This is a genomic window from Myxococcus sp. AM010, from assembly GCF_013372585.1.
GTDB classification, from domain to species: domain Bacteria; phylum Myxococcota; class Myxococcia; order Myxococcales; family Myxococcaceae; genus Myxococcus; species Myxococcus vastator.
Map to the genome: position 1 here is coordinate 43,666 of NZ_JABXEO010000044.1, position 23,497 is coordinate 67,162.

The 23,497-nt window shown below is 70.9% G+C and carries 20 protein-coding genes; 9 read left to right on the plus strand and 11 right to left on the minus strand.

The genetic code is table 11. From position 1 onward, the window contains the following. Positions 1-6 precede the first annotated feature (6 nt). The gene (locus HV826_RS20480) at positions 7-159 is read right to left on the minus strand and encodes a hypothetical protein (RefSeq protein ID WP_176418708.1); all 153 of its coding nucleotides are present in this window, start codon (positions 157-159) and stop codon (positions 7-9) included. Positions 160-334: 175 nt separating this feature from the next. On the opposite strand from HV826_RS20480, the gene HV826_RS20485 reads away from it, so the two are divergent. The 4 genes from HV826_RS20485 (at position 335) to HV826_RS20500 (ending at position 4,295) form a co-directional block, all read left to right on the plus strand. After that, complete coding sequence (locus HV826_RS20485) at positions 335-1,630, plus strand: M20/M25/M40 family metallo-hydrolase (protein WP_176418709.1); 1,296 nt, start codon at positions 335-337, stop codon at positions 1,628-1,630. A 104-nt stretch (positions 1,631-1,734) separates the two neighbouring features. Next, entirely contained in the window at positions 1,735-2,895 is a 1,161-nt protein-coding gene (locus tag HV826_RS20490) for an alanine--glyoxylate aminotransferase family protein (protein ID WP_176418710.1), read from the plus strand. A gap of 212 nt (positions 2,896-3,107) precedes the next feature. After that, positions 3,108-3,719, plus strand: coding sequence for a DUF2378 family protein (locus HV826_RS20495; RefSeq protein WP_176418733.1), 612 nt, complete (start codon positions 3,108-3,110; stop codon positions 3,717-3,719). A 207-nt stretch (positions 3,720-3,926) separates the two neighbouring features. Continuing rightward, positions 3,927-4,295, plus strand: a complete 369-nt coding sequence (locus tag HV826_RS20500) for a response regulator (protein ID WP_176418711.1) — start codon at positions 3,927-3,929, stop codon at positions 4,293-4,295. Here the strand turns inward: HV826_RS20500 and HV826_RS20505 are convergent. Further along, a complete protein-coding gene (locus HV826_RS20505; protein ID WP_217918705.1) occupies positions 4,273-5,058 on the minus strand; it encodes a GNAT family N-acetyltransferase in 786 nt (261 codons plus the stop codon). The genes HV826_RS20500 and HV826_RS20505 overlap by 23 nt on opposite strands. A gap of 101 nt (positions 5,059-5,159) precedes the next feature. On the opposite strand from HV826_RS20505, the gene HV826_RS20510 reads away from it, so the two are divergent. Next, positions 5,160-5,618, plus strand: coding sequence for a hypothetical protein (locus HV826_RS20510; protein WP_176418713.1), 459 nt, complete (start codon positions 5,160-5,162; stop codon positions 5,616-5,618). A 157-nt stretch (positions 5,619-5,775) separates the two neighbouring features. Then, positions 5,776-8,223 carry a DNA topoisomerase (ATP-hydrolyzing) subunit B gene (gene gyrB / locus HV826_RS20515; RefSeq protein WP_176418714.1) on the plus strand — a complete coding sequence of 816 codons (2,448 nt, stop codon included), beginning with the start codon at positions 5,776-5,778 and terminating at the stop codon, positions 8,221-8,223. Positions 8,224-8,316: 93 nt separating this feature from the next. On the opposite strand, the gene HV826_RS20520 is transcribed toward gyrB, so the two are convergent. Further along, entirely contained in the window at positions 8,317-11,232 is a 2,916-nt protein-coding gene (locus HV826_RS20520) for a protein kinase domain-containing protein (protein ID WP_176418715.1), read from the minus strand. Positions 11,233-11,443: 211 nt separating this feature from the next. Between HV826_RS20520 and HV826_RS20525 the strand changes: the two genes are divergently transcribed. The 3 genes from HV826_RS20525 to HV826_RS20535 all read left to right on the plus strand — a co-directional run bounded on the left by HV826_RS20525 (position 11,444) and on the right by HV826_RS20535 (position 14,353). After that, positions 11,444-12,619: a hypothetical protein gene (locus HV826_RS20525; RefSeq protein WP_255217320.1), complete on the plus strand. Its 1,176-nt coding sequence runs from the start codon at positions 11,444-11,446 to the stop codon at positions 12,617-12,619. Then, positions 12,619-13,731 (plus strand): metallophosphoesterase, encoded by a 1,113-nt coding sequence (locus HV826_RS20530; protein ID WP_176418717.1) that lies wholly within the window; start codon positions 12,619-12,621, stop codon positions 13,729-13,731. Before HV826_RS20525 ends, HV826_RS20530 begins: the two co-directional genes overlap by 1 nt. Positions 13,732-13,828: 97 nt before the next feature. Beyond that, complete coding sequence (locus tag HV826_RS20535) at positions 13,829-14,353, plus strand: hypothetical protein (RefSeq protein WP_176418718.1); 525 nt, start codon at positions 13,829-13,831, stop codon at positions 14,351-14,353. 69 nt (positions 14,354-14,422) lie between these two features. On the opposite strand, the gene HV826_RS20540 is transcribed toward HV826_RS20535, so the two are convergent. From HV826_RS20540 to HV826_RS20575, 8 genes are all read right to left on the minus strand, one after another. Next, positions 14,423-15,595 carry a zinc-dependent alcohol dehydrogenase gene (locus tag HV826_RS20540; RefSeq protein WP_176418719.1) on the minus strand — a complete coding sequence of 391 codons (1,173 nt, stop codon included), beginning with the start codon at positions 15,593-15,595 and terminating at the stop codon, positions 14,423-14,425. Between the two features lie 11 nt (positions 15,596-15,606). Further along, positions 15,607-16,416 carry an SRPBCC family protein gene (locus HV826_RS20545; RefSeq protein ID WP_176418720.1) on the minus strand — a complete coding sequence of 270 codons (810 nt, stop codon included), beginning with the start codon at positions 16,414-16,416 and terminating at the stop codon, positions 15,607-15,609. A gap of 269 nt (positions 16,417-16,685) precedes the next feature. Next, positions 16,686-18,065, minus strand: a complete 1,380-nt coding sequence (locus tag HV826_RS20550; RefSeq protein WP_176418721.1) for a hypothetical protein — start codon at positions 18,063-18,065, stop codon at positions 16,686-16,688. 20 nt (positions 18,066-18,085) lie between these two features. Then, positions 18,086-21,241, minus strand: coding sequence for a TonB-dependent receptor (locus HV826_RS20555; protein WP_176418722.1), 3,156 nt, complete (start codon positions 21,239-21,241; stop codon positions 18,086-18,088). Between the two features lie 77 nt (positions 21,242-21,318). Then, entirely contained in the window at positions 21,319-21,744 is a 426-nt protein-coding gene (locus HV826_RS20560) for a biopolymer transporter ExbD (RefSeq protein ID WP_176418723.1), read from the minus strand. 11 nt (positions 21,745-21,755) lie between these two features. Beyond that, positions 21,756-22,163 (minus strand): biopolymer transporter ExbD, encoded by a 408-nt coding sequence (locus HV826_RS20565; protein WP_176418724.1) that lies wholly within the window; start codon positions 22,161-22,163, stop codon positions 21,756-21,758. Beyond that, on the minus strand, positions 22,147-22,899 hold the full coding sequence (locus HV826_RS20570) for a MotA/TolQ/ExbB proton channel family protein (RefSeq protein WP_176418725.1): 753 nt from the start codon (positions 22,897-22,899) through the stop codon (positions 22,147-22,149). The genes HV826_RS20565 and HV826_RS20570 overlap by 17 nt, the downstream gene beginning before the upstream one ends. 45 nt (positions 22,900-22,944) lie before the next feature. Continuing rightward, a partial coding sequence (locus HV826_RS20575) for an energy transducer TonB (protein ID WP_176418726.1) occupies positions 22,945-23,497 on the minus strand: 553 nt, incomplete at its 5' end.

The following is a 23,497-nucleotide window of genomic DNA, read 5'->3' on the forward strand; positions in this document are numbered from 1 at the left end:
GCGTCCTCAGCGCTGGAGCTCACCGCCGTCGCCAGTCTCCTCACCCACCGCCATCGTGGTCACCTGCGCTTCCTTCTCGGGCCGTGGTTCGGGGGACGCGGGCGCCCAGTCCCGGATGAACAGCGCGCGCGGCGGCCTCGGCGGTGATGTCTTTGGCATGGTGCCTCCAAGATGCGGACGGACCCGGCGCCGCACCAGTGCCGGCCATGGAGCGCCGCGTCACCCAGGCTGCGCGGACCCTTTCGTCCACCGCTCCACGCCAGCGCCTGTCCTGGCCGAGGCGCCTGTTCGTTTCCGGTGACTTCCACCGCGCGCCTGGGCTCCAATCCGTTTCATGAAAGCTCTTGCCCTGCGTGAGGACCGCTTCCTCGAAGTGCTCCGGAGGCTCATCGCCCTGACTCCGAAGCTGCAGAACAACCCTGGCGCGGGGCTGGTGCCCGAGGAGCGGCTCGCCGCGCAGGTGGTGCTGGACACCCTGGCGCCGCACATCGAGAGCGGCTTCATCCAGGCGGAGTCCGTGGCGGGCCCGGGCCAGGCGTCGCGTCCCTGCCTGGTGCTCACCGTGCCGGGCGAAGGGGAGGGCGCCATCGGCTTCGTCGGCGCGCACTTCGACGTCGTCCCGGCGGACCAACAGGCCGAGGGCTGGGAGCGCAGCCCCTTCGAGCTGTGGCAAGGCCCCGGCGGCGTGCTCTACGGGCGCGGCGTCACCGACTGCCTGGGACACGTCGCCGTGCTCACGGACCTGCTGGCCCAGCTGGCCGAGCGCAAGGTGCGCCCCAGCCGCACGCTGAAGGTGGTGCTCATCTCCAACGAGGAGTCCTCGGAGCTGCCGGGCCTGGGCCTCAACTACGTGGCCGAGCAGGGGCTGCTCAAGCCGCTGGACGGCCAGCCGGTGTACTGGCTGGACAGCGCCAACTTCGGCCCCACGCTGGGCACCGCGGGCGTGTCGCTGTGGGAGCTGAAGGTGACGGGCGTGGGCGGCCACTCCGGCATGCCGCAGAACTGCGTCAACGCGCTGGAGCTGGGCATGGCCGCGTCGCTGGAGCTGGCGCGCTTCTTCCACGAGCGCTTCCCGCCCACGGAGGACGAGCAGCGCTGGGGCTTCCTGTCGTCCTCCAGCCTCAAGGCCACCGTGGTGGAGGCACCCAACACCAAGGAGACGAAGGTGCCCGCCGACGTCGTCCTGCGCGGCGACCTCCGCCTCACGCCCTTCTACGATTTGGCGGAGGTGCGCAAGGCGGTGACGGACTTCATGGCGGAGCTCGACGCCCGGCTGGCGCGCGACGACGCCCCCGCGCACTTCCCGCGCACGCGCACGGCGGGCGGCAAGCGCGGTGAGCTGGCGTTTCGCTTCCAGGGAGAGGGGACGGAGGGCATCGCCTGCCGGCTGGACTCGGAGGGCCTGCGCGCGCTGAAGGAGGCCATGCAGGTGGTGCGCGGTGCGGCGGCCACGCCCTTCTCGCTCACCGGCTCGCTGCCGCTCGTGAGGGACCTGCAACGCCAGGGCTGCGACGTGCAGATTACGGGCTTTGGGGACATGCAGTACTACCACGCCCCCAACGAGCAGGCCCGCCTGGAGGACTTCCGGCAGGGCTTCGCCATTCTCCGCGAGCTGCTCGTCCGCCTCTGAGTCGGAGCACATGCGCGTGGACAGCGCGGCCGGGGACCGCCACAGTCGGCCCGGGCCGCGGGCACCTCTGCTCGCGCCGGCTGCGCGAGAGGAGCGGTGACGCCGTGAGAGACTTGCTGATGATTCCGGGGCCGGTGGAGTTCGAGCCCGAGGTGCTCCAGGCGCTGGGCGCTCCCACCCTCAGCCACACGGACCCCGCCTTCATCGCCGTCTTCGGCCGGGCCCTGAAGCGGCTTCGGGAGGTGTGCCTGGCGCCCTCCGCGCAGCCCTTCGTGGTGTCCGGCTCCGGCACGCTGGCCATGGAGCTGGCGGTGGCCAACCTGGTGGAGCCCGGGGACGCGGCCCTGGTGGTGAACACCGGCTATTTCAGCGACCGGATGGCGAAGATTCTCGAGCGCCACGGCGCCCAGGTGACGCACGTGCGCGCCGCGCCGGGAGACGTGCCCTCCCTGGACGAGGTGGAGACGCACCTGTCGAAGGGCGGCTTCAAGGTGCTGTCCATCACCCATGTGGACACGTCCACCGGCGTGCTCGCCCCCGCGGAGGCGCTGGTGCGGGCCGCGCGCAAGCACGGCGTGCTGTCGGTGGTGGACGGCGTGTGCGCCACCGCGGCGGAGCCCTTCCGCCAGGACGCGTGGGAGGCGGACGTGTACCTCACGGCCAGCCAGAAGGCGGTGGGTGTTCCTCCCGGCCTGGCGCTGCTCACCGTGGGCCCGCGAGCCATGGCGGCGTGGCGCGAGCGCAAGGCGCCGGTGGCCAGCGTCTACGCGGACTTCGCGGAGTGGCTGCCCATCATGGAGGCCTACGAGGCGGGCAGGCCGGCCTACTTCGCCACCCCGCCGGTGAACCTCGTCGCCGCGCTGGACGTGAGCCTGGGACAGATTCTGGCCGAGGGCATGGACGCCCGCTTCGCCCGGCACCAGCGCATGGCGCGCGCCTTCCGCGCGGCGTGGAAGGCCATGGGCCTGCGCCTGCTGCCCACCTCCGACGCCGTCGCCGCCAACACGCTGAGCGCCGTGTACTACCCGGACGGCGTGGACGCGGCCCTGGTGGGCGGCGTGAAGGGGCAGGGCGTCGTCGTCGCCGGTGGCCTCCACCCGGACCTGAAGACGCGCTACTTCCGCGTGGGCCACATGAACCGCGTGGGGCCCGCGGACGTCCTCGCCACGGTGGGCGCCTTGGAGCGCGCGCTCATCGCCGCCGGCCACCGCTCGGAGCCCGGCGCCGCCGTGGCCGCCGCCCAGGCCTCCCTGATTGCGGGCTGAGCCCGGCTGGGGCCATCCGTCCCCATTCGTTGGCTGGCGGATGGTCCTCTCGGCCCGCGGGGCGAACCGGGTTTGATTCGACAGTACCGGAAAAATATGCGACTGTTGGCTTCCCGGAAGTGGGAGGAATCCTGTGAGCCCGGAAACATCCGCGAGGTGAGGTGGCGGTGTGTTCCCCGGGCGCCCTGGAAGGGCCCCTCGGGGAGATGAGCATGTACGCGGGTTACGAATCGAGCGCGGGTGGTGGCGCGGCCTGGGAGCTGGAGTTGCGGCGTCTGGCGGCCACTGACGACGACATGGCGCGTGGAATGTTCTTCCAGGGCACGCTGGACGTCGTGGGTTTCCTGGGAGGCGAAGGCGCCGTGGCCCGCTGCAAGGGCGTGGCCGGCATCTGGGAAATCAACCTCCTCCACATGTACCCCATCACCCGGTTCCTCCGGATGTCGTCCACGGCGGCGCGGCTGCTCGCCCCGCAGCTGGAGGGCTTCGAGGGCGTGCTGCGGCGCATGGGAACGCAGGCCACGGTGGACTTCGTGGCGTCCGTCTTCGGGCGGGAGCTGATGCGCACGGCCAGCGGCAAGCCGCGGCTGCTGTTGCAGTCGCTGGGAGAGGCCTACCTCGCCGCGGTGACCTACGGTGAGCGCTACCCGCTGTGGACGGGGGAGACCAGCGCCCGCTTCATCATGCGGCGCGACTTCATGCCCGCCGCCTACCACGAGGGCGTGCTGTACGGCGTGCTGGAGGCGGTGGGCGCGCGCGAGGTCCGGGTCCACGGCCGCCAGGTCGGCCTGCTCGACAGCGAGTACGAGCTGTCCTGGAAGTAGGCTTGCCCCGGAGATGATGGCGCGGGGGCTCGTCTGCTCCGTGGGGGCCTGGAAAACCTGCTCGGCAATGCCCGGACGTTCACCAGCCAGCGCTCGGGAGGGCGCAGCGTGTTTTTCGCGACGTCGGGGGAGTGCGATGGCCGTTACTGTGCTCGGGACAACGGCGCGCGCTCCCCTGGATGGGCCGTTGGAGAAGGAGAGGCGTGAGTGAGTCGGCCGTTGCTGGTGGTGGATGACGACGCGGATCTTCGCGAGGCCCTGGAAGAGGTGCTTCGTGACGCGGGCTACACGGTGCTGGGGGCCAGCAATGGCAAACATGCCTTGGAGGTGCTGGGCGCGGCCACGGAGCTGCCGGGGCTCGTCCTGCTGGACATGATGATGCCCGTCATGGACGGCGGCGCGTTCGCGCGGGCCATGCGTCAGGTGCCCCCCTGGCGGGACATCCCGGTGCTCGTCTTCTCCGCGTCAGCGAACGCGCGCCAGGTCGCGGATGAGATTGGCGCTTGCGGCCACCTGCGTAAACCCGTGGACGTGGACACGCTCCTGGAAGCCGTCAGCCGCCATCTGACGATGTGAAGCAGGCAGGAGGGCCCAGGCGGCCCCAGGTCTCCCACGCGCCCAAATCCCGGTAGCCCAGGCGCTGGTACAGGGGCTTCGCCTCCGGCGTCGCCTGGAGCACCGCGGCCGTCATCCCCCGTGCGCGCGCCTGGTGGTGCAGCCCGCGCATCACCTGCGCGGCCAGCCCCCGGCCCCGGGCCTCGGGCACCGTGGCCACCATGTAGATGCCCGCGGTGTCACCCACGTCCCGGGCCAGGCCACATGCGAGGGGAACGCCCGCCGCCTTCGCGACCAGCGTGTGCACGGGCAGCCGTGGCGGCCGCAGCCAGACGTCGAGCTGGCGCCCCAGCTGGCCCCACGTGCGCTTGTTGATGGCGACCATGTCGTCCTGCGTCTCGGAGACCTCCAGGGAGATGTCCGGAGGGGCGTCGGGCACGTCCCCCAGCGCCAGGCCCATGGCGTCCATCCGGACCGCGTCGGGGCCGAAGCCGGCGGCCTCCAGCACCCGCCGGGCCTCGGCGTCTCCGGGCGGCAGCACCACGCGCCAGCCGGGCAGGTCCAGGCGCCGGTAGAAGTCCGTCAGGGCGGGAAGGGCGTCGCGCAGCGCCCCCGCGTCGTGGAAGAAGGCCTGCTGGGCCCGCGCGTGCTCCGGGTGCTCCGGCAGGCAGAAGGCGTCCACGCCCGGCAGGCCCAGGTGCCGCAGCGTGCCCCGCTCCCGCTGAAGGTGCTTGAAGGCGATGACGTTCGACAGCAGGCGCGCGGACAGCTCGGCATTCGTCATGGGGCTCAGGAGCGTAGGGCACGCTCCGCCCGGCGGAGAACAGACGCGGCGCTCAAAACCGCGCACCCGCGCGCTGGGAGGATTAGGGTGCGGGGGCACTCATGAGCAGCCCGCGCTTCTACGCCTTCGACCCTCGCGCCACCCGCATCGCCCTGTTCGTGGGGGCCTGCGTGCTGGCCGTCCTCACCGCCTGGGCCCTGGCGGAGGCCCGTGACGCAGGGGGTGTCCAGGCCGTGGCCCGCGCTGGCGTGTCCGCGGGGCTGATGTTGACGTTCCTGGTGTCCTTCCACCGCCTGCGGCCTCGCACGGGCTGGGGCGTCACGGTGGACGCGCGGGGCGTGCGCGTGGCCCGGCCCTTCAGCAAGAAGGAGCTGGACCTGCACTGGGGGCAGATTGACCACGTGCGCCGGATTGGCCGGAAGGGGAGCGTGCTCGCCCTGTTCCTCAAGGAGGAAGGGCGGGTGCTCGTCACCCGGCATCTCTTCGCCCGCAAGGCTGTTTTCGACGAGCTGTTCGCGGCGCTGGAGGACCGCCTCCCGCCGCCCCGCTTCGACGCCTGAACACCTCGTCTCCGGGGGCCGCCTCCCAGGCAGGCGGCCAGGCGGATTTCACGAATGTTTACGCAGCCTTGCGAGTCCTCGTTAACCTTGTTCGACGTGCCTTGAAGTGGTACGCACGGACCTGTTGCAAGGCTCCTTTTCCCAAGGACAGCTTCACATGGAAAAGACCCCCGCTACCGGCTCGGCGGTTGCTCCGCCGCCCGTGGAGTATGGGACGGACAGCATCACCAAGCTCGAGGGCCGCGAGGCGGTCCGGAAGCGCCCCGGCATGTACATCGGCGACACGATGACCTACGGGCTCCACAAGCTCGTGTACGAGGTCGTCGACAACGCGGTGGACGAGTCGCTGGCCGGGCACTGCACCGACATCGAGGTCGTCATCCACGTGGATGGCTCCTTGAGCGTGCAGGACAACGGGCGCGGCATCCCCGTGGGCCCGCACCCCAAGTTCCCCAACAAGGACACCCTGGAGGTCGTCCTCACGGAGCTGCACGCCGGCAGCAAGTTCGGCAACGGCGCGTACAAGGTCTCCGGCGGCCTCCACGGCGTGGGCGTCACCTGCGTCAACTTCCTCTCGGAGTGGTTCAAGGTCCGCGTCCAGCGCAACGGCACGGTCTACGAGCAGTCGTACGCGCAGGGCATCCCGGACTCGCCGCCGCGCGAGGTGGGCACCACCGACAAGCGCGGCACGTACATCGCCTTCAAGCCGGACGCGACGGTGATGGAGTTGGTGGAGTTCAGCTTCGACACGCTCAGCCAGCGGCTGCGCGAGCTGGCCTTCCTCAACGCCGGACTGCACATCACCGTCCGCGACGAGCGCACGAACAAGGAGCACGACTTCAAGTTCGACGGAGGCATCTCCTCGTTCGTGGAGTACCTCAACAAGTCGAAGCAGACGCTCCACGACAAGCCCATCGCCTTCAGCACGGAGCGCGAGGGCGTCGCGCTCGACATCGCGATGCAGTGGAATGACGGCTACGACGAGCGCATCTACACCTTCGCGAACAACATCAACACCCACGAGGGTGGCAGCCACCTGTCCGGCTTCAAGGCGGCGCTGACGCGCACGCTCAACAGCTACGCGGAGAAGGGCAGCCTCTGGAAGGACCTCAAGGAGACGCCCACCGGCGAGGACGCGCGTGAGGGCCTGTCCGCCGTCATCTCCATCAAGCTGACCAACCCCCAGTTCGAGGGGCAGACGAAGACGAAGCTGGGCAACAGCGAGGTGAAGGGCCTGGTCGAGCAGATGGTGAACGACCAGCTCGGCTCCTTCCTGGAAGAGACGCCCATGGTCGCCAAGAAGGTCGTGGCGAAGATTGGCGACGCCTGCCGGGCGCGGCTGGCCGCGCGCAAGGCGCGTGAGACGGTGCGCCGCAAGGGCGTGCTGGACGGCGGCGGGCTCCCCGGGAAGCTGGCGGACTGTCAGAGCCGCGACCCGAACGAGAGCGAGCTCTACATCGTGGAGGGTGACTCCGCAGGTGGCTCCGCCAAGCAGGGCCGGGACCGGCGCAACCAGGCCATCCTTCCGCTGCGCGGCAAGATTCTCAACGTGGAGAAGGCCCGCTTCGAGAAGATGCTCACCAGCGCCGAAATCGTGACGCTGATTACGGCCCTGGGCACGGGCATCGGCGCGGAGGACTACGACCCGGAGAAGGCGCGCTACCACCGCATCATCCTGATGACGGACGCAGACGTGGACGGCAGCCACATCCGCACGCTGCTGCTCACCTTCTTCTTCCGGCAGATGCCGGAGCTCTTGCAGAAGGGCTACCTCTACATCGCGCAGCCGCCGCTCTACAAAGTCACGCGCAACAAGAAGGACCAGTACGTCAAGGACGAGGCCGCGCTGAACGAGTACCTGCTCAAGATTGCCTCCGAGCACGCGCGGGTGCTGACGCCCGAGGGCGAGCTGGGCGGCGCGGAGCTGAAGGCGCTGCTGGAGAAGGTGATTACGTACGAGGAGCGCCTGGAGAAGCAGGCCAAGCGCCGGGACGCGCGCGTGGTGGACGCGCTGGTGCAGGGCGCGCGGCTGTCGGCGGAGACACTGACGGACGAGGCGGCCCTGGAGACGGTGGTGAAGGCCGCCTACGACACCTTCGAGCGCCGCATGCCGGACGTGCTGGGCCGCGTGCGCCACGAGCTGGTGCAGGACCCCGAGCACCACACCAAGAAGCTGGTGTTCCACACCGACGTGAATGGCGCCATGCGGGAGACGGTGCTCGACCACGCCTTCCTGTCGTCGCCGGAGTACGTGGAGCTGACGGCGCTGCGCGACGCCTTCGTGGCGCTGGGCAAGCCGCCGTACAAGGTCCGCGTGGATGCGGGAGAAATCACCGTCTTCTCCGTGCAGGAGGTGCTCGCCGCCGTCCGCAAGGACGCGCAGCGCGGCCTGGGCCTGCAGCGCTACAAGGGCCTGGGTGAGATGAACCCGGAGCAGCTCTGGGACACGACGATGAACCCGGCCACGCGCACGCTGCTCCAGGTGCGGGTGGAGGACGCGGTGGAGAGCGACGAAATCTTCTCGCTGCTGATGGGCGAGGCGGTGGAGCCGCGGCGCGAGTTCATCGAGCGCAACGCCCTGGACGTGCAGAACCTGGACATCTGAGTCCGTCCCGAGGAAAGACGCGTGGGCCCGGTGCCCCCCAGGCCCCGCGCCCACGTGCCTTTCCCGTCCTTGTCGAGCCGGGCCTCCGCGCCGCTACCGCTCCGAGCGGCCTGAGCCCCTCAGGGCCTCCGCGCGCTCCTTGCGGCTCATGGCCGTCACGTCGACGATGTCCACCTCGAAGGCACCCTTGTTGTCGCTCACCTGGAGGTCGGGGAAGGTGCAGTGCAGGTCCTCCGTGTTCTTCACCTGGTAGCGCTTGCCGGTCTCGAGGACGCGGTGGGTGGCGCGCACGGATTCGGGCGCCGGCCCGCGCTCCATGCACAGCACCTGGCGGACGCGGCCGTTGGCACCGGGGCGCAGCTCCGCGAAGTCGTCACGCACGGTGAGCAGGTAGGTGGAGCGCGGGTTGAGGCCGCGCAGCACGATTTGGTGCTCGGGCTTCAGTTGCACCGCGTGCTCCTTCGCGTCGAAGGTGAATGAGCGCGGCGGCACGTAGGCGGACTGGCGGACGTTGATGCGGATGGAGCCGCTGTTGTCGTCCGGCCCGCCGTCATCCAGCGCGAAGACGTGGAGCTTGCGGGCGCCCTTGATGGTGCGCGTCGACGTGCCGAGCAGGCCGAAGCTGCTGTCCACCGGCCCGTCGCCCTCGATGAGGTAGGCCAGCGTGCCGGAGGCGGTGCGTCGGCCTTCGGCCATGGACGCGTTGCCCTGCGTCCACACCGAGTAGGTCGTGCCGGGGTTCAGCTCGATGCTGGCGGTGTTGTATTCGGGTAGGGGGACGGCGTTGTACCGGGGGCGCAGCACCAACACGCGCGTGGGGTAGTCCACCTCCTGCATCGTCCGCTGCGGCGTGTCCTCCTCCTCGGCCCCGCCCTGGGTGACGGCTACGTCCGTTGCCGCGCCCGCGTCCTCCTCCGGGGCGCCAGCGCCACCGTCCTCCAGGGGGGCGCCGCCAGCCTCCGCCACCAGCGCGGCGCCCGCGTCCTCGTCCGGGGCGCCCGCGCCACCGTCCTCCAGAGCGTCCGCCACCAGCGCGGCGCCCGCGTCCTCCTGCGCCGCCGCCACGGCCACCTCGACGGGCGGCGGCGGTGGCGGCGCGGCGATGGGCTTCAGCTCCGCCGTCAGCGGCTCCACCAGGCTCGACGTGGGCGTGAAGCGCTTCGTCCAGGGCAGGTGCCCGGGCAGCGTCAGGGCCAGCGTGTTGGCCTCGCCAATCTTGACCTCCACCATCAGCGGCGTGGCGCCCTTGAGCACCTGGTCGTTGAGCCGCACGGTGGCGCCCGCGGGCTTGGAGGCGAGCCACAGCGTGGTGGTGGAGGCGTACGCGTCGTCGGACGTGGACTCGCGCGCGAAGACGAGCTTGTAGAACACGCCGACGAGGAGCAGCGCGGCGGCCGCATAGATGACGGACATCGTCACGATGCGCGCCTTCTCCTTCCCCTTCGCCACGCGCGCGGCCTCTTCGCGCGCAAGCGCGTCCCGGGCGTCGTCCACGGTGGTGCGGTAGCCCTTGCCACTCCAGGTCCCCACCGGGTGCGCCTGGGTGGTGGGCTCCTCGGCCTCGGCGGCGGGCACTTCGATGGGGGTGTCGTGCGGCGTGGCCTGGGTGGGGAGGGGCGCTTCGCCCGCGTCGGTGCTCGGCTCGTCGCCCAGCTCCGGAACGGGGGGGCCGGGGCGCTCGGCGGTGTACGTCCTGCGGGCGCCGCCCTCGGAGCGAGGCAGCTGGGACTGGGTCACCCGCCGCATGCCGCTGCTCGTGGGACGGCGCACCCCCGGGTTGCTCCTCGCGGGGCGACGGCCTGCTTCGCTGCCAGGGCGTCCGCTGTCGCTGCCGGGCCGGCCGCTGTCGCTGCCAGGGCGGCCGCTGTCGCTGCCAGGGCGGCCGCTGTCGCTGCCAGGGCGGCCGCTGTCGCTGCCGGGCCGGCTGCGCACGCCGGGGCTGGAGCCCCGCTGGGCGTTGCTGGACGGGAGCCGCGCGCGGCCCTGGGTTGCTTCCGTGACGCCCGTCTGCCAGGCGGCGAGCTGCTCCTGGAAGACGGGGGACACCTCCACCCGGCGGCCCTCGGCGGTCAGCTCCTCCGCGAAGAGGTGCGCCATGAGCTGCGACAGCAGGGTGGGGGTGAAGCGCGGGTTGTCGCGGTAGAGCAGCTCCACCAGCGACTCGCTCAGGTCCTTCGCCGTCTGGTAGCGCGCCTCGCGGTCCAGCGCCAGGGCGTGGGAGATGACCGTCTCCACGTCCTCGCTGAGGGTGGGGTTGTGCGCGGACGGCGGCAGGCGGTCGCCCACGAGGATGCGGGGCAGGACGGTGACGAACTCCCCTTCATAGGGGCGCTTGCCGCACACCATCTCGTAGAGGACGACGCCCGCGGCGTACACGTCGGTGCGCGCGTCCAGGTCCTGCCGGCCCTGCGCCTGCTCCGGGGAGAAGTACGGGTACTTGCCCTTGAGGGTGCCAGGAGACGTCTTCGCCTCCACCGCGCTCGTCACCTTGGCGATGCCGAAGTCGATGACCTTGACCTCGCCCTCATAGGAGATGAGGACGTTGTCCGGGGACACGTCGCGGTGCACCAGGCCCAGCGTCAGCCCGTCGTCGCCCACGTGGCGGTGCGCGTAGTCCAGGCCGTCACAGAGCTTGCTGGCCACATGGAGCGCCAGGGACTCCGGCAAGAAGCCAATGCCCATCCGCTGGGCGCGGCGCAGCACCTTGGACAGGGGCTGGCCCTGCACCAGCTCCATGGCGATGAAGTACTGCCCGTCCACCTCACCGAAGTCGAAGATCTGCGCGATGTTGCTGTGGCTCATGCTGGCCACCACGCGCGCCTCGCCGATGAACATCTCGACGAAGTCCGCATCGTCGACGAAGTGCGGGAGGATCTGCTTGATGACGCAGGGCTTGGTGACGCCCGCCGCGCCCGTCATCCGCGCGCGGTAGGTGACAGCCATGCCTCCCGCGGCGATCTTCGAGAGGAGGACGTATTTACCGAATTGCTGAGGGCTGTTTTCCGCCACGGGGGAGGAGCATACCTTCCTTCCGGGGAAAATCTCGGTTCCAGATTGCACTCTGTGCGAAGTTTTTCAGGGTTGCCGAGGTGTGAGGCTTCACAGTTCTTCACGCAGGGCGCCTGCCGCGCGGGGCCCCGGCGCGGTTATCTAGCGGACTCGCCTGCGCTTGCCGGCGGGCGGGGGCGGCCGGTCCCTCACGGAGAAAGAGGCGTCGCCGATGGTGTCCGAGCTCCCCCTTCGCTCGCGGTGGGGCGCCGTGTGTCTGAGTGGAGTGCTGCTGTTCTCGACGCCGGGCCTGGCCCGAGGTGGAGATGGCGGCCCGGAGGTCCCGGTGGATGCGCCCCTCCAGGCGCGGGTCGGCCCCTCCCAGCAGGCGTTGGGGCAGGTGCCCCCGGAGCGCCCCGACTTCAAGCCGCTGGCGGTGCCGGTGGCGGTGGTGCCGGGGTTGCTCTTCCACGGGCTGGGGGCCCTGGTGGCGGGGGACGGCCAGACGGCGAAGCGGCTCTTCGCGTTGGAGGGCGCGGGCCTGGGGCTCATCGCGCTGGGCGGGGTGCCCATCGCCCTGACGGGCGCGTCGCGGCGCACCATTGCTCCGCTGTACGCGGTGACGCTGGCGGGCTTCAGCGTGCTGGGCATCTCCGCGCTGGCCAATCTGTATGCGGTGACGGCGCCGGCGTTCGACCCGGGCGTGGCGCCGCCGCTGCTTCCGCCGCTGGAGCTGGAGGTGGGCTACCAGTATGTGAATGACGCGGCCTTCGACTACCGCCACTTCCTCACGGTGGGGGCGCAGGCCCGCTTCGACTCGCTGCGCCTGCTGGGCGCCGTGCGGGTGGACCCGTCCGAGGGCAACACCCAGGTGCGCCTGGGCGGGGCGTGGCGGCTGCTGGGCGCGCCGGAGCGCTCGCTGGCGGGCACGGATGGCAGCGCGCTGGACGTGGAGGCCTTTGGCCAGCTCCACCGCTACCCCACCGAGGGCTTCGCGCTCATCAGCGGAGAGGTGGCGCTGCGGGGCCGGCTGGCCATGTCGCGCATCAGCCCGGCCATGGCGGGCTCCTTCGCGGAGGTCAGCGTGGGCACGTCGGCGGAGGCCATCACGTACCCGGGCGCGGTGAGCGACGGGAACCTGCACGAGCAGCTGCTCTTCACCTTCGGCTACGGCGTGTGGCTGGGCCGGGGCGGGCCCTTCCGGGGCGAGGCGATGCTCTATTACGACCACCGCAAGGACTCCTTCGCGGGCGGCATCCGCTCGCGCGGCGGCGGAATCGTGGGCGCCTTTGGCCTGCGGGGCCGGGCGCTGCTGACGGATGACTGGGGCGTCGCCGCGGAGGTGCAGGGAGGTGGCGCGCTCGTGGGCCGGCTGTCATTGATTCATGCCTTGGGAGGTGAGCGGTGATGCGCGTGGGTGTGAAGGCGGGCGTGCTGGCGGCGCTGGTGTCGTCGGGCTGTGGCATGCGGCCCGCGGAGAACCGCGCCGTCGCGGATTCCAAGGTGGGACAGGCGCAGCAGGGTGGGGTGACGCTGTCGGTGGCGGACGGGCTGGCGACGGTGCGCGAATTGGCGCCGGGCTCGCTGGTGCTGTGGGGCAACGCGCCGGCCTTCACCGCCCGCATCGACGTGGGCGCACAGGCGCCGTCCGACTGGCTGGTGACGGTGCGCAACGCGATGCCGGACGCGGTGCTGGTGGCCCAGGAGGAGGGGGGCGCGCCGCTGGCGCAGGAGGCCCTTCCCCAGGCGCTGCCCACGGTGAAGGTGTGGCGCGTGGCGCTGCGCGCGGGGACGACGGCGCGGCTGTCCGTGGCGCCGCCGGACTCGGAATCGCCAGAGCCCTTCCGCTTCCTCGTGCTGGCGGACGTGCAGGAGGCCCTGCCGCGCGTGGGGGACATCTACGCGCGCATGCGGCGGGACGACGCGGCGCGCTTCATCCTCTTCGCGGGCGACCTCACGGAGTCCGGCACGCGCGACGAGCTGACGGAGTTCCAGGAGCGGCTGGAGGCGGGCTCGCGCATCCCGCTGTACGCCACTCTGGGCAACCACGAGACGTTCACCCGCGACGCGGCCGAGTACCACGCGCTGGTGGGGCGCGGCAGCCAGAGCTTCGTCTTCAAGGGCGTGCGCTTCTCGGTGGTGGACTCCAGCAACGGCACGCTGGACCCCGGCGTGGAGGAGCAACTGGAGGGGTGGCTGGCGGCCTCGCGGGACGGCACGCACGTGGTGGCCATGCACGTTCCTCCGCAGGACCCGGTGGGCCTGCGCGGCGGCGGCTTCGCCAACCGGGGCGAGGCCGCGGGCCTGATGGGGAAGCTGGCGCGCGCGGGCGTGGACCTCACGCTCTACGGGCACATCCACTCCTATTATTCGTTCACCAACGGGGGCATCCCCGCCTTCATCGTCGGCGGCGGAGGCGCTATTCCGGAGACGTTCGACGGGGTGGGCCGGCACTACCTGTCCGTGGAGGTGAGCGCGGACGACGGCTTGCAGCAGGCGGCGCTGGTGCGCGTGGATTGATCAGTAGGGGTGCTGTTTTAGCCTACCCTCTTGATCTGACACTGAACATCTGGGCAGATAGGGGCCACCTTCCCGCAAGGAGCCAGGAGGCCCGCGCATGTTCGACTCGAACGAGAACGACCCCATTTCCCCGGCGCTGCGTGCGCTGCTCGAGCTGTTCACCACGGAGCTGGCGGAGGTCCGCTTCCCGGACATGAACGGCGAGGTGCTGGACGCCGCGGCCGAACAGGTGCGGGAGCAGGCGGAGGCCGTGGCGCGCGCGCAGGCGGCGCTGGAGTCCGCGCGGCAGGCGCTGCACGAGAGCCAGGAGGCGCTGCTCCAGAAGGGCCAGCGGGCGCTGGCGTACGCGCGGGTCTTCTCCGAGGAGAACGTGGAGCTGAGCGCGCGCCTGGACGGCATCCACCTGCCGCGTGCCGCGCGCAAGGGCGCCCGGGCTGACGGCGCGGCGGCGGACCCCGCGAGCGCGGCGCAGGGGAGCGATGAGAACGCGCCCCGCCGCCGGGGCCGTCCGCCCAAGGCCCGCGCCGCCGCGGGGGCCTCCCTGTTCGCGGACGGGTCCACGCCGGAGGCGCTCGCCGCGGCGGCGCACCACACCGGCAACGGCATGCTGTCCGAGGCCTGAGCGGGCCGCGGATAAACGAAGCCGCCCGGTGTGTCGCGGCCACCGGACGGCCTCGCGAGGACTGGCGCGTCAGTTGGGCAGGAACACCGCCCGGACGCAGCCGTCCTGCTTCTTCTTGAAGAGCTCGTACCCCTTCGGCGCGTCCTCCAGGGAGAACCGGTGGGTGGCGAGGAAGGACGGGTCCAGCTCGCCCTTCACCACGTGCTCCAGCAGGCGCGGCAGGTACTTCTGTCCGTGCTGCTGGGCGGCGCGGACCGTGAGGCCCTTGTTCATGATGGCGCCCATGGGGAACGCGTCCATGAAGCCGTAGACGCCCAGCACGGACAGGATGCCGCCCTTGCGGCACGCGAGGATGGCCTGCCGCAGCGCCTGGCCCCGGTCCGTCTGCAGGTGCAGCGCCTGCTTCGCGCGCTCATACGCGGCGCCCACGCCGGTGCCGTGCGCCTCCATGCCCACCGCGTCGATGCAGGCGTCGGGGCCTCGGCCGCCGGTGAGCTCCTTGAGCACGTCCTGGACGCTGTCGACCTCCTCGTAGCTGATGGTCTCCGCGCCCACCTTCTCCCGCGCCAGCTTCAGCCGTTCGGGGAAGCGGTCGATGCCAATCACCCGCTCGGCGCCGAGGAGGAACGCGGCCTTCTGCGCCATCAACCCCACGCCGCCGCAGCCCCACACGGCCACCGTCTGGCCGGGTTGGAGGTCGCAGAACTCCGCGCCCATGTAGCCGGTGGGGACGGCGTCGGAGAGGAACAGCGCTTGTTCATCTGTTACGCCTTCGGGCACTCGGAAGCAGTCGTTGTCCGCGTGAGGGACGCGGACGAACTGCGCATGCGCGCCCGCGTAGCCGCCGAAGGCGTGGGTGTACCCGTAGATGCCGGCCGTCTGGTAGCCGAACAGGGGCTCCTGCAATTCGCCCTTGGGGTTGGTGTTGTCGCAGAGGGACCAGAGGTCGTGCTGGCAGTACCAGCAGCCGCCGCAGCAGATGAAGGACGGGACGACGACGCGGTCTCCCACCTGGACCTTCTTCACCGCGGGGCCCTTCTCCACGACGGTGCCCATGAACTCGTGGCCGATGACGTCTCCCTTGCGCATCGTCGGGATGTCGCCGTCGATGAAGTGGAGGTCGGAGCCGCAGGTGGTGGACATCCTCACCTGGAGGATGACGTCGTGCGGGTTGACGATGCGAGGGTCCCCCACCGTCTCCACGCCCAGGTCGTTGATGCCGTTCCAGCAGAGTGCGCGCATGGGCAGGTTCCTCAGGAGGCGTAGCCGCCCTCGCGAGCGGCGGGGTTGGGTCGGGTGGTGGGAATCTCGCCTGACTCGACGAGGCTCTTGAAGCGCTTGAGGGCCTTGAGCGCGAGCGCGGCGGGCACGGCGCCGAACAGTTGCACGGCCTTTTCGCCCAAGACGCCGCCCGGCGGGTCGAAGACGAAGCGGAGCGTCACCTCCGTGCCCCAGTCCCGCGGCGCGGGGCGGAAGCGCACCCATCCTTCGTTGGGCAGGGCCGTGTCCCCCACGGCCTGCCAGCGCAGCAGCTCACCGGGGCGCTCCTCCACCACCTGGGCGTCCCATTCGAACTCCCTGCCGAGCACGCCCGGCACCTTCCAGTGTTGCAGGCCCTCGCCGGAGGACGTGACGTCGGCGAAGTGTCCCATCACCTGGCTGAGCGTCTCCGCGTCGAGCCAGCGGCGATGCAGCGCCTCCGGCGTACCTTGAATGGTGATGGAGCGCTGGAGCACCGTCAGCTCGACGGTGGCGTCCCGGCCGCGTTGTCGGCGGAGCTTCCGGACGACGACGCCGTGCCTGCGGACGTAGGGCTCCTGCTCGGTCCGGGTGCCGCGGAAGAGCAGGCCGCCACCGGCCAGTGCCAGTGCCACGCCGCCCAGCCTTCCGCGCCGGAGGCCCAGGGTGAGCAGGGCGCCGCCCGCGAGCGCGGAGACGAGCTGCGGGAGGCGCTCCTCCGAGGTGCGCTGGCCGTCGCGGCCAAATGGGCTCCGCCGCTGGCTTCCGCCGCGTGGAGGCACAGCGGGAGAGCGGGCTCCTGGCTGCTGAATCGTGTCACGCATGGCGGCGGCTCCTCCTGGGCAGGCAGGAGTCGGGCCCGCCACCGGAGAAACGTTGGGGGAGCCGCCGGGGATGACAACCCCGCGAGGACGGGCCGCGCGGGGCGGTGGGCCCAGGGACGCCAGGAGGCTCCGGGCGCTGCAAAGGCCACGGCCCGGCCGGGTGCCGTCGCCGGAGCCCCCCTCCGCGCGCCGCACTCGACCGGGCCATGGGACCGGGCCCCTCACCCGCGCTCGCGTGGAGGGGCCCGGCTCAGCTCAGCGTGGGGACGTCAGTCCTGCGGGAAGGCAGTCCAGCCGGCCAGCCAGTTGGTGGTGCCCACCGCGCCCACGAAGCGGGCGGAGGTGTCGAAGCCCTCCGGCGGCGTGGCGGCGGAGTCCGGGTTGAGCGCGGGCGAGCCGGCCGCCGGCATGAAGTTCGGCGCCGTCAGGTTGAGCGCGTCGGTGAGCTGCGGATCCTGCACGCGGTTGTTCAGGCCGGAGGCCAGCACCTTCTCCGGCTCGTTGAAGTTGGACGAGTCCGGGTTGGTGACGTTGCCGCCAGCGTCCACCGTCGGGTTCGGCGCCGCGGGGATGGAGGCGGTGTCGCCGCGGTTGTTCCAGAAGAACGTGTTGCGCAGGTACAGCTCCGGCGTGGCCGCGTTCCACAGGGCCGCGGAGGCCGTGCCGCTCACGTCCACCGCCAGGTCGGCGAAGTTCGCGATGATGACGTTGTTCAGCTTCCCGCCCGCGCCGGTGTTGAACACCATGCCCGCCTGCGCGGGGGTGGTGCCCGCCGGACGGCCCGAGCCGATGAAGGTCGCGTTCCAGATTTCCGGCGCGGACCGCGGCGTGGCCGCGTTGTCGTTCTTGTTGCCGGAGGCCTCGATGCCGAAGTTGCCCACCACCGCGTTCTGCTGCGCGATGAAGAACTGGATTTTCCCGCTGTAGCCCAGGTCGTAGTCCAGCGAGTCGTCATCCGCCTGGGTGACGACGGCGTGCGACAGGTTGGCCGAGCCACCGAAGAACTCCACGCCGTCATCCGCGCCCATGTGGACCTGGATGTAGTCCAGGTTGGTGTCCGAGCCGCAGCCGGCCACGGTGAGGCCGTTGAGCTCGTTGTCCTCGGACAGCTCGAAGCCGGCGAACTCGATGCGCGCGTAGCTCAGCGTGCCGCAGTCGTGCGCGTCGTCCGGGGTGGCGCCGCCGCCGTACCGGGTCAGCGGGTTGTTGCCGGAGGCGAAGAAGCCCTCCACCGTGTTCTCGCCGCCCGCCACGTTGAGGCGGCCCTTGCCGAGCAGCACCACGCCGCCCCAGTTACCGGGCTCGCGGCTGCCCTCGGGCCGCGAGCTGGTGAAGACGATGGGGGCCTGCGCCGTGCCCACCGCGTGAAGCTTCGCGTTGCGGGTGACGATGAGCGCGCTGCCCTGGTCGCCCAGGATGCGGGCGCCCGGCTCGATGGTGAGCGTGCCGCTCTCCACGAAGACGTAGTTCTTCAGCGTGTACGTGACGCCCGCCTTCCAGGTGGTGTCCTGGGTGATGTTGGCGGACACGTCCTCGGTGGTGTCCGTCGGCGGCGGGTTGGGGTCGGGCGTGTTGTCGTTGTCGTCGCCGCAGGCAGGCGTCAGGGAGAGGGCGGAGAGCGTCAGGAGGGAGGCAAAGAGGCGCTTCATGGGTGTGCTTCCTTCTGTGGTTAGAGGGACCAGCCCAGGGACGCGCTGAAGGCGACGCCGGGTTTGTACGTCTGCACGTCCACCGACTCCTGGCGGAGGGTGACGCTCGAGTCGAGGAGGTTGGCCGCGGTGAGCTTGAGCTGCGCCACGCCGAGCTGCTGCGTCAGCGAGATGTCCACGCGGTGGAAGGGCACCTCGTAGATGTCCGGCAGGCCCTGGACGCCCACTTCGCTGATGCGGCGGCCGGACACGTTGTAGAGGACGGTCAGCTCGGTGCCGCTCTCGGGGCGCGAGTAGCCGACGTTGAGGTTGATGACGTACGGGGACTGGCCCTGGAGGGGGCGGTTGCGGTTCGTCTGCGCGCCCACCACGTTGGGGTCACCCAGGTCCACGTCGGACTGGATGAGCGTGAGGTTGGCGCCCACGCGGACGGCCTTCAGCGTCTGGGTGAGGCGGGCCAGCGACGCGCGCGCCTCCAGCTCCACGCCGTAGGTGTTGGCACCCGCGGCGTTCTCGAAGCTGAGGTCCCCCGACTCGGGGTTGCGGATGACGCGCTCGATGGGGTCCTGGAAGCGCTTGTAGTAGGCGCTGGCGGCCAGGACCTCGTTCTCACCCGCGAACCACTCGACGCGCGCGTCGATGTTGTGGATGCGCGTCTGGAGCAGGTCCGGGTTGCCGGACACGTTCCGGCGGCGCACGAAGTCGAAGTAGATGAACGGCGCCAGCTCGCGGAAGGTGGGTCGCGCCAGCGTGTAGCTGTAGCCGGCGCGCACATTCACGGTGGGCGTCAGCGCGTAGATGGCGTTGAAGGCCGGCAGCAGGTTCAGGTACTCGGCGCGGTTCTCCGTGCCGGAGGCGCCGGTGAACGGGTCCTTCAGCGTGAGCTGCTGGATGGAGGACTCCACGCGCAGGCCGCCCACCAGGCGGAGGGCGTCCGTCGGCTGGACGTCCGCGGACGCATAGCCGGCGAAGATGCCCAGGTACGCGTCATAGGCATCGTCTGGCCGGGTGTTCTCACGCACGCGGATGCCGGTGCCCAGGTTCTCCGGGGCGAAGAGCTGCTCGGGGGGGAGCGTGCGGTCCACCGGGGTGTTGCCCAGCAGGTAGCGGAAGCGGCGCGCGCCGAAGTCACGGAAGGACACCTGGGTGAGGCCCCCCACCTTCAGCCGGACGGCGGAGAGGGGGACGGTGACGTTGAGGCTGCCGCCCGTGGACGTCTCGCCCAGCTCGGCGAAGAAGCGCTCGCCGCTGTTGGGCTGGTTGGGGAAGGTGGGCGTGCCCGACGGCGCGGAGAGGTTGTCGCTGTAGAGGGTGTCGCGGGTGTCGGGCTCGTCGCGGTCCACGCGGGACAGGTTGGCCTGCCAATCCAGCTCCGCGTCCCCCAGCAGCCCCAGGCGGTGGAAGCCCCGGAGCTGGTTGAAGAAGAGCTGCCGGCTGACGAACTGCAGGCGCGTGCTCTCGTAGCTCTCCCCGCGGACGATGTTGCTGCCGCGCGCGGTGAACGTGCGGGTGTCGGTGCCGCGGGTGTAGAGGCCGAACCAGGTCAGCTCGTTGTCGCGGTCCAGTTGGAAGCCGACGCTGCCCAGGCCGCTGAGGCTGGCCGTCTCGAAGCCCTGCGTGCTGCGGGCCGCGTCGCGGGCGTTGAGCGTGCCTGTCTCGTCGCGGTCGACACGGGCGAAGTTGCCCTCCTGCACGCCGTCGCGGTGTCCGTAGTTGGCGCTGGCCAGGTAGCCCAGCCGGCTGTTGCCGAAGCGCAGGGTGTCGCCCATGGACACGCCCAGGCCCATGTTGGGCAGCGCGGTGGTGCGGCGCGCCTGCCAGATGTTGGGGAAGCTGCGGTACTGCTGCTCCAGCACGTCGCCGGACTCACCCGACATGCCCAGGCCGCTGTCGCGCGGAATGGCGTTGGGGAGCTGGCGGCTGCCGCTGGGGAAGCCCAGGTCCTCGAAGAAGCCGCCCTGGGCCTGGGCGTTGCGCTCGCGGAACGTCGTCACGGAGTCGCCGGCCAGGCTGATGCGCGGCTTGAGCTCGAACTCGCTCGGGTAGGAGTGGGTCTCGATGAGCAGCGTGCCGCCGCCGAAGGTGCCGGGGAGGTCCGGCGTGTAGCTCTTCACCACGTTGAGGTTGGCGAGCAGGCTGGTGGGGAAGATGTCCAGCGGGACGCTGGGCTCATCCGGCTCGGTGCTGGGCAGCAGCGCGCCGTTGAGCAGCGTGGTGCTGTAGCGGCCACCCAGGCCGCGCAGCAGCACGTAGCGGCCGTCCACCACGGTGGCGCTCACCACGCGCTTCACCGCGTCGGAGGCGCTGGAGTCCGGCGTGCGCGCGATTTCCTGCGCGCTGATGGCGTCCGACACGGCGGCGGCCTTCTTGCGCTCCTGGAGCAGCGCGCCCTCGGCCCGGCGGTCCGCGCGGGCCTCGACGACGACCTCCTGCACCGCGCCTTCGTCCGCGCCGAGCGCGATGTCCAGCTTCGTCGCCTTGCCCTTCGACACCACGACGCCGGTGATGCGGCGGCCCTGGTACACGTCATAGAAGACGCGCAGGTCGTACTTCCCGGGCGGCAGCGCGACCCGGTAGAAGCCGTCCAGGTCGGTGAGCACCTGCTTCTGGGCGCCCGTCACGACCTTCACGGTGGCCTCGATGAGGCCCTCGCCGTTGGCTTCGTCCGTCACGCGGCCGTGGATGCCGGTGAAGCCCCGGGGCGGGACGGCGGACTCGGCCAGCATCGCCTCGTCGCTCATGCCCTCCATGGACTCATCGGCGGGTTGCTGCGCGGTGGGGTCGGCTTCGGTGCCGGGCTGCTGTGCGGTGGGGGCGGCCTCGGTGCCGGGCTGCTGCGCGGTGGGGTCGGCTTCGGTGCCGGGCTGCTGTGCTGCGGGCGCGCTCACCGTGCCCGGCTGCTGCGCGGAAGGCTCCGCCGCGGTGGGGGGAGCGGCAATCCCAGACGGCTGCGTCGCGGTGTCCTTCGGCTGCGACGGTTGGGTTTCCTCGGGTTGGGGGAGAGGTTGCGTGACGGGGTCGACCGCGGGAGCGGGAGCCGAGCCCGGAACGCCGGGCGCCTGTGCGAACACGGGCGTAGCTGTCATGACAAGCGCGGCCACGAAGGCGCGCAGGGGGGCGGTGCGAGACAACACGAAACTCCTTACCGAGGTGCGCGCATACAACGCGACACGCATGGCATCTGGATGAAGGGGCTGTGACGATTCAGGCGGCGGACCGCAAACTCGGTGTCACGGTCCGCCGCGGCGCTGCATCAATCCGCGAGCTTGTCCGGCAGCACGCCGACAGTGATGTCCCCGCCTCGCGCGAGGTCCAGCACGTCCATGGCGGCGCCGTACGGCACATCATCGCTGGCGTCGAAGAACACAATCTTGTCCGGGCGCGCGTTGAGCATGCGCTGGAGCCGGGCCAAGACCTGGTCGCGGGGCACTTCTTCCCGGTTGATGCGCAGCACGCCGGCCTTGTCCACCGTGAGCACCACCGGTGGCTTCGCATCGGGAGGAGGCGCAGCGGCCTCCGGGTCATCACCCTTGGCGGGCACCGTCATCCACATCTGCTTCGTCATCAGCGGGGTGACGACCATGAAGATGATGAGGAGGACGAGCACCACGTCCACCAGGGGCGTCACGTTCATCGCCGGGCGGATGCCGCCCTTTCCTCCTCCGAGGTCGAATGCCATGGCGTGCGCTCCTAGTTCTTCTGCTTGTCGACGACCTGCAGGTTGATGCCGGGGAAGCCCAGCTCCTGCATCGCCTTGAAGAGGCCGCGCACCTCGGAGTAGCGCACGCCCCGGTCGGCCTTGAGCACCACGGGCGAGTCCGGGTCCTTCGCGCGCACGGCCTTCAGCTCGGCCATGAGCGCGTCGCGCTGGAGCTCCTTGCGGTCCAGGTAGAAGGCCCCGGTGGCGGACAGGCTCACCGTGGTGGGCGTCAGCTCCTTGTTCTCCTTGTCCGGGTTCGTCGCGGTGGGCAGCTCCACCGCGGCGCCGGACTCAATCTGGGGCGTGACGACCATGAAGATGATGAGGAGGACGAGCACGACGTCCACCAGGGGCGTCACGTTCATCTCCGGCGTCAGGCTCCTACGCGGGGTGGACATCGCGGGACTCCTTGCGAGCAGCCAGCTCCGGGCCCGTGGCCACCGCGGCGCCGTTGGTGACGGCGGGCTTCTGCGGCCCCAGGTCCTCCAGGTAGTCCATGAACTCGCTCCGCGCGGCGTCCAGGGAGAGCTGGAGCGAGTCGGCGCGGGTGGAGAGGAAGTTGAACATCAGCACCGCGGGGATGGCGACGAGCAGACCCAGCGCCGTGACGACGAGCGCCTCGGCGATACCGGCGGACACCGCGCCCAGGCCGCCGGAGCCTTCCTTGGCGATGCCGGAGAAGGCCTCGATGATGCCCACCACCGTGCCGAGCAGACCGACGAAGGGCGCCACCGAGCCGACGGTGGCGAGCACGGACATGCCGCGGCGCACGTCCGCGCTGACGCGCTCGTTGATGCGCACCAGCTCACGGCGCGTGAGCTCCACCGGCCCCAGCTTGCCGGCCGGCGCGCGGGACTTCGCGAGGAAGTGCTTCATGCCGCCGCCCAGCAGCATGGCCAGGTGGCTGCCCTGGGTGGCCTCCGCCTCCTGCACCAGCGCCTCGTGCTGGTGCTGGGTGAGCAGCGGACCGGCGCGGGACGCGAAGCGCTTGGAGATGGCGCGCGAGCGGAAGAAGACGAAGAGGCGTTCGAAGAACACCGCGAGGGACGCGACGGCGAAGAGGATGAGGGTCCACGCGATGCCCAGCGCGAACACACCCATGTGGTTGTAGATGTCCCTGAGATTGAAGTTCATGACGGGTTGCTCCTGGGGGGCAGGTGCGGGTGAGGCCTTTTCGGCTTACGACTTGAGACGGAACGGAACCTTGAAGATGCGGAACACCGCCGTGGGCTGGCCGCCGACGATGGCGGGCTTGAAGCGCCACGTCTTCGCCGCGGCCAGGGCCGCGCTGGCGAAGGGCTCGTCGCCGCGCATCACCCTCAGCTGGGTGACGCGGCCATCCACGCCCACCACGCCCTTGAGGATGACCAGGCCCTCCAGGCCCTTGGAGCGGGCCGCGGAGGGGTATTCCGGCGTGAGGTTGGAGGACAGGGGCTCCGGCGGCGTTCCGGACTCGGGAAGATTGATGGGCGCGACACGGCCGCCACCGCCGGCGAGCGTGTCACCGCCGGGGACGCCGCCCACCACGCCGCCGGGAACGAGCGCGCCGGTGCCTCCCACGGCGATGGGCGCGGCGGCCACCGTCTCCGTCGCGGACTCGGGCGGCTTCTCCAGCGGCACTTCCTTGGGAACGACGATGGGCGCGGGGGCCACGGTGGGCGCGGCCGGCGGCGGCGCCTTCGCGGCGGCGGGCGGCGCGGGCCTGGGCGCCAGCTTCGGCTTGGGCGGAGGT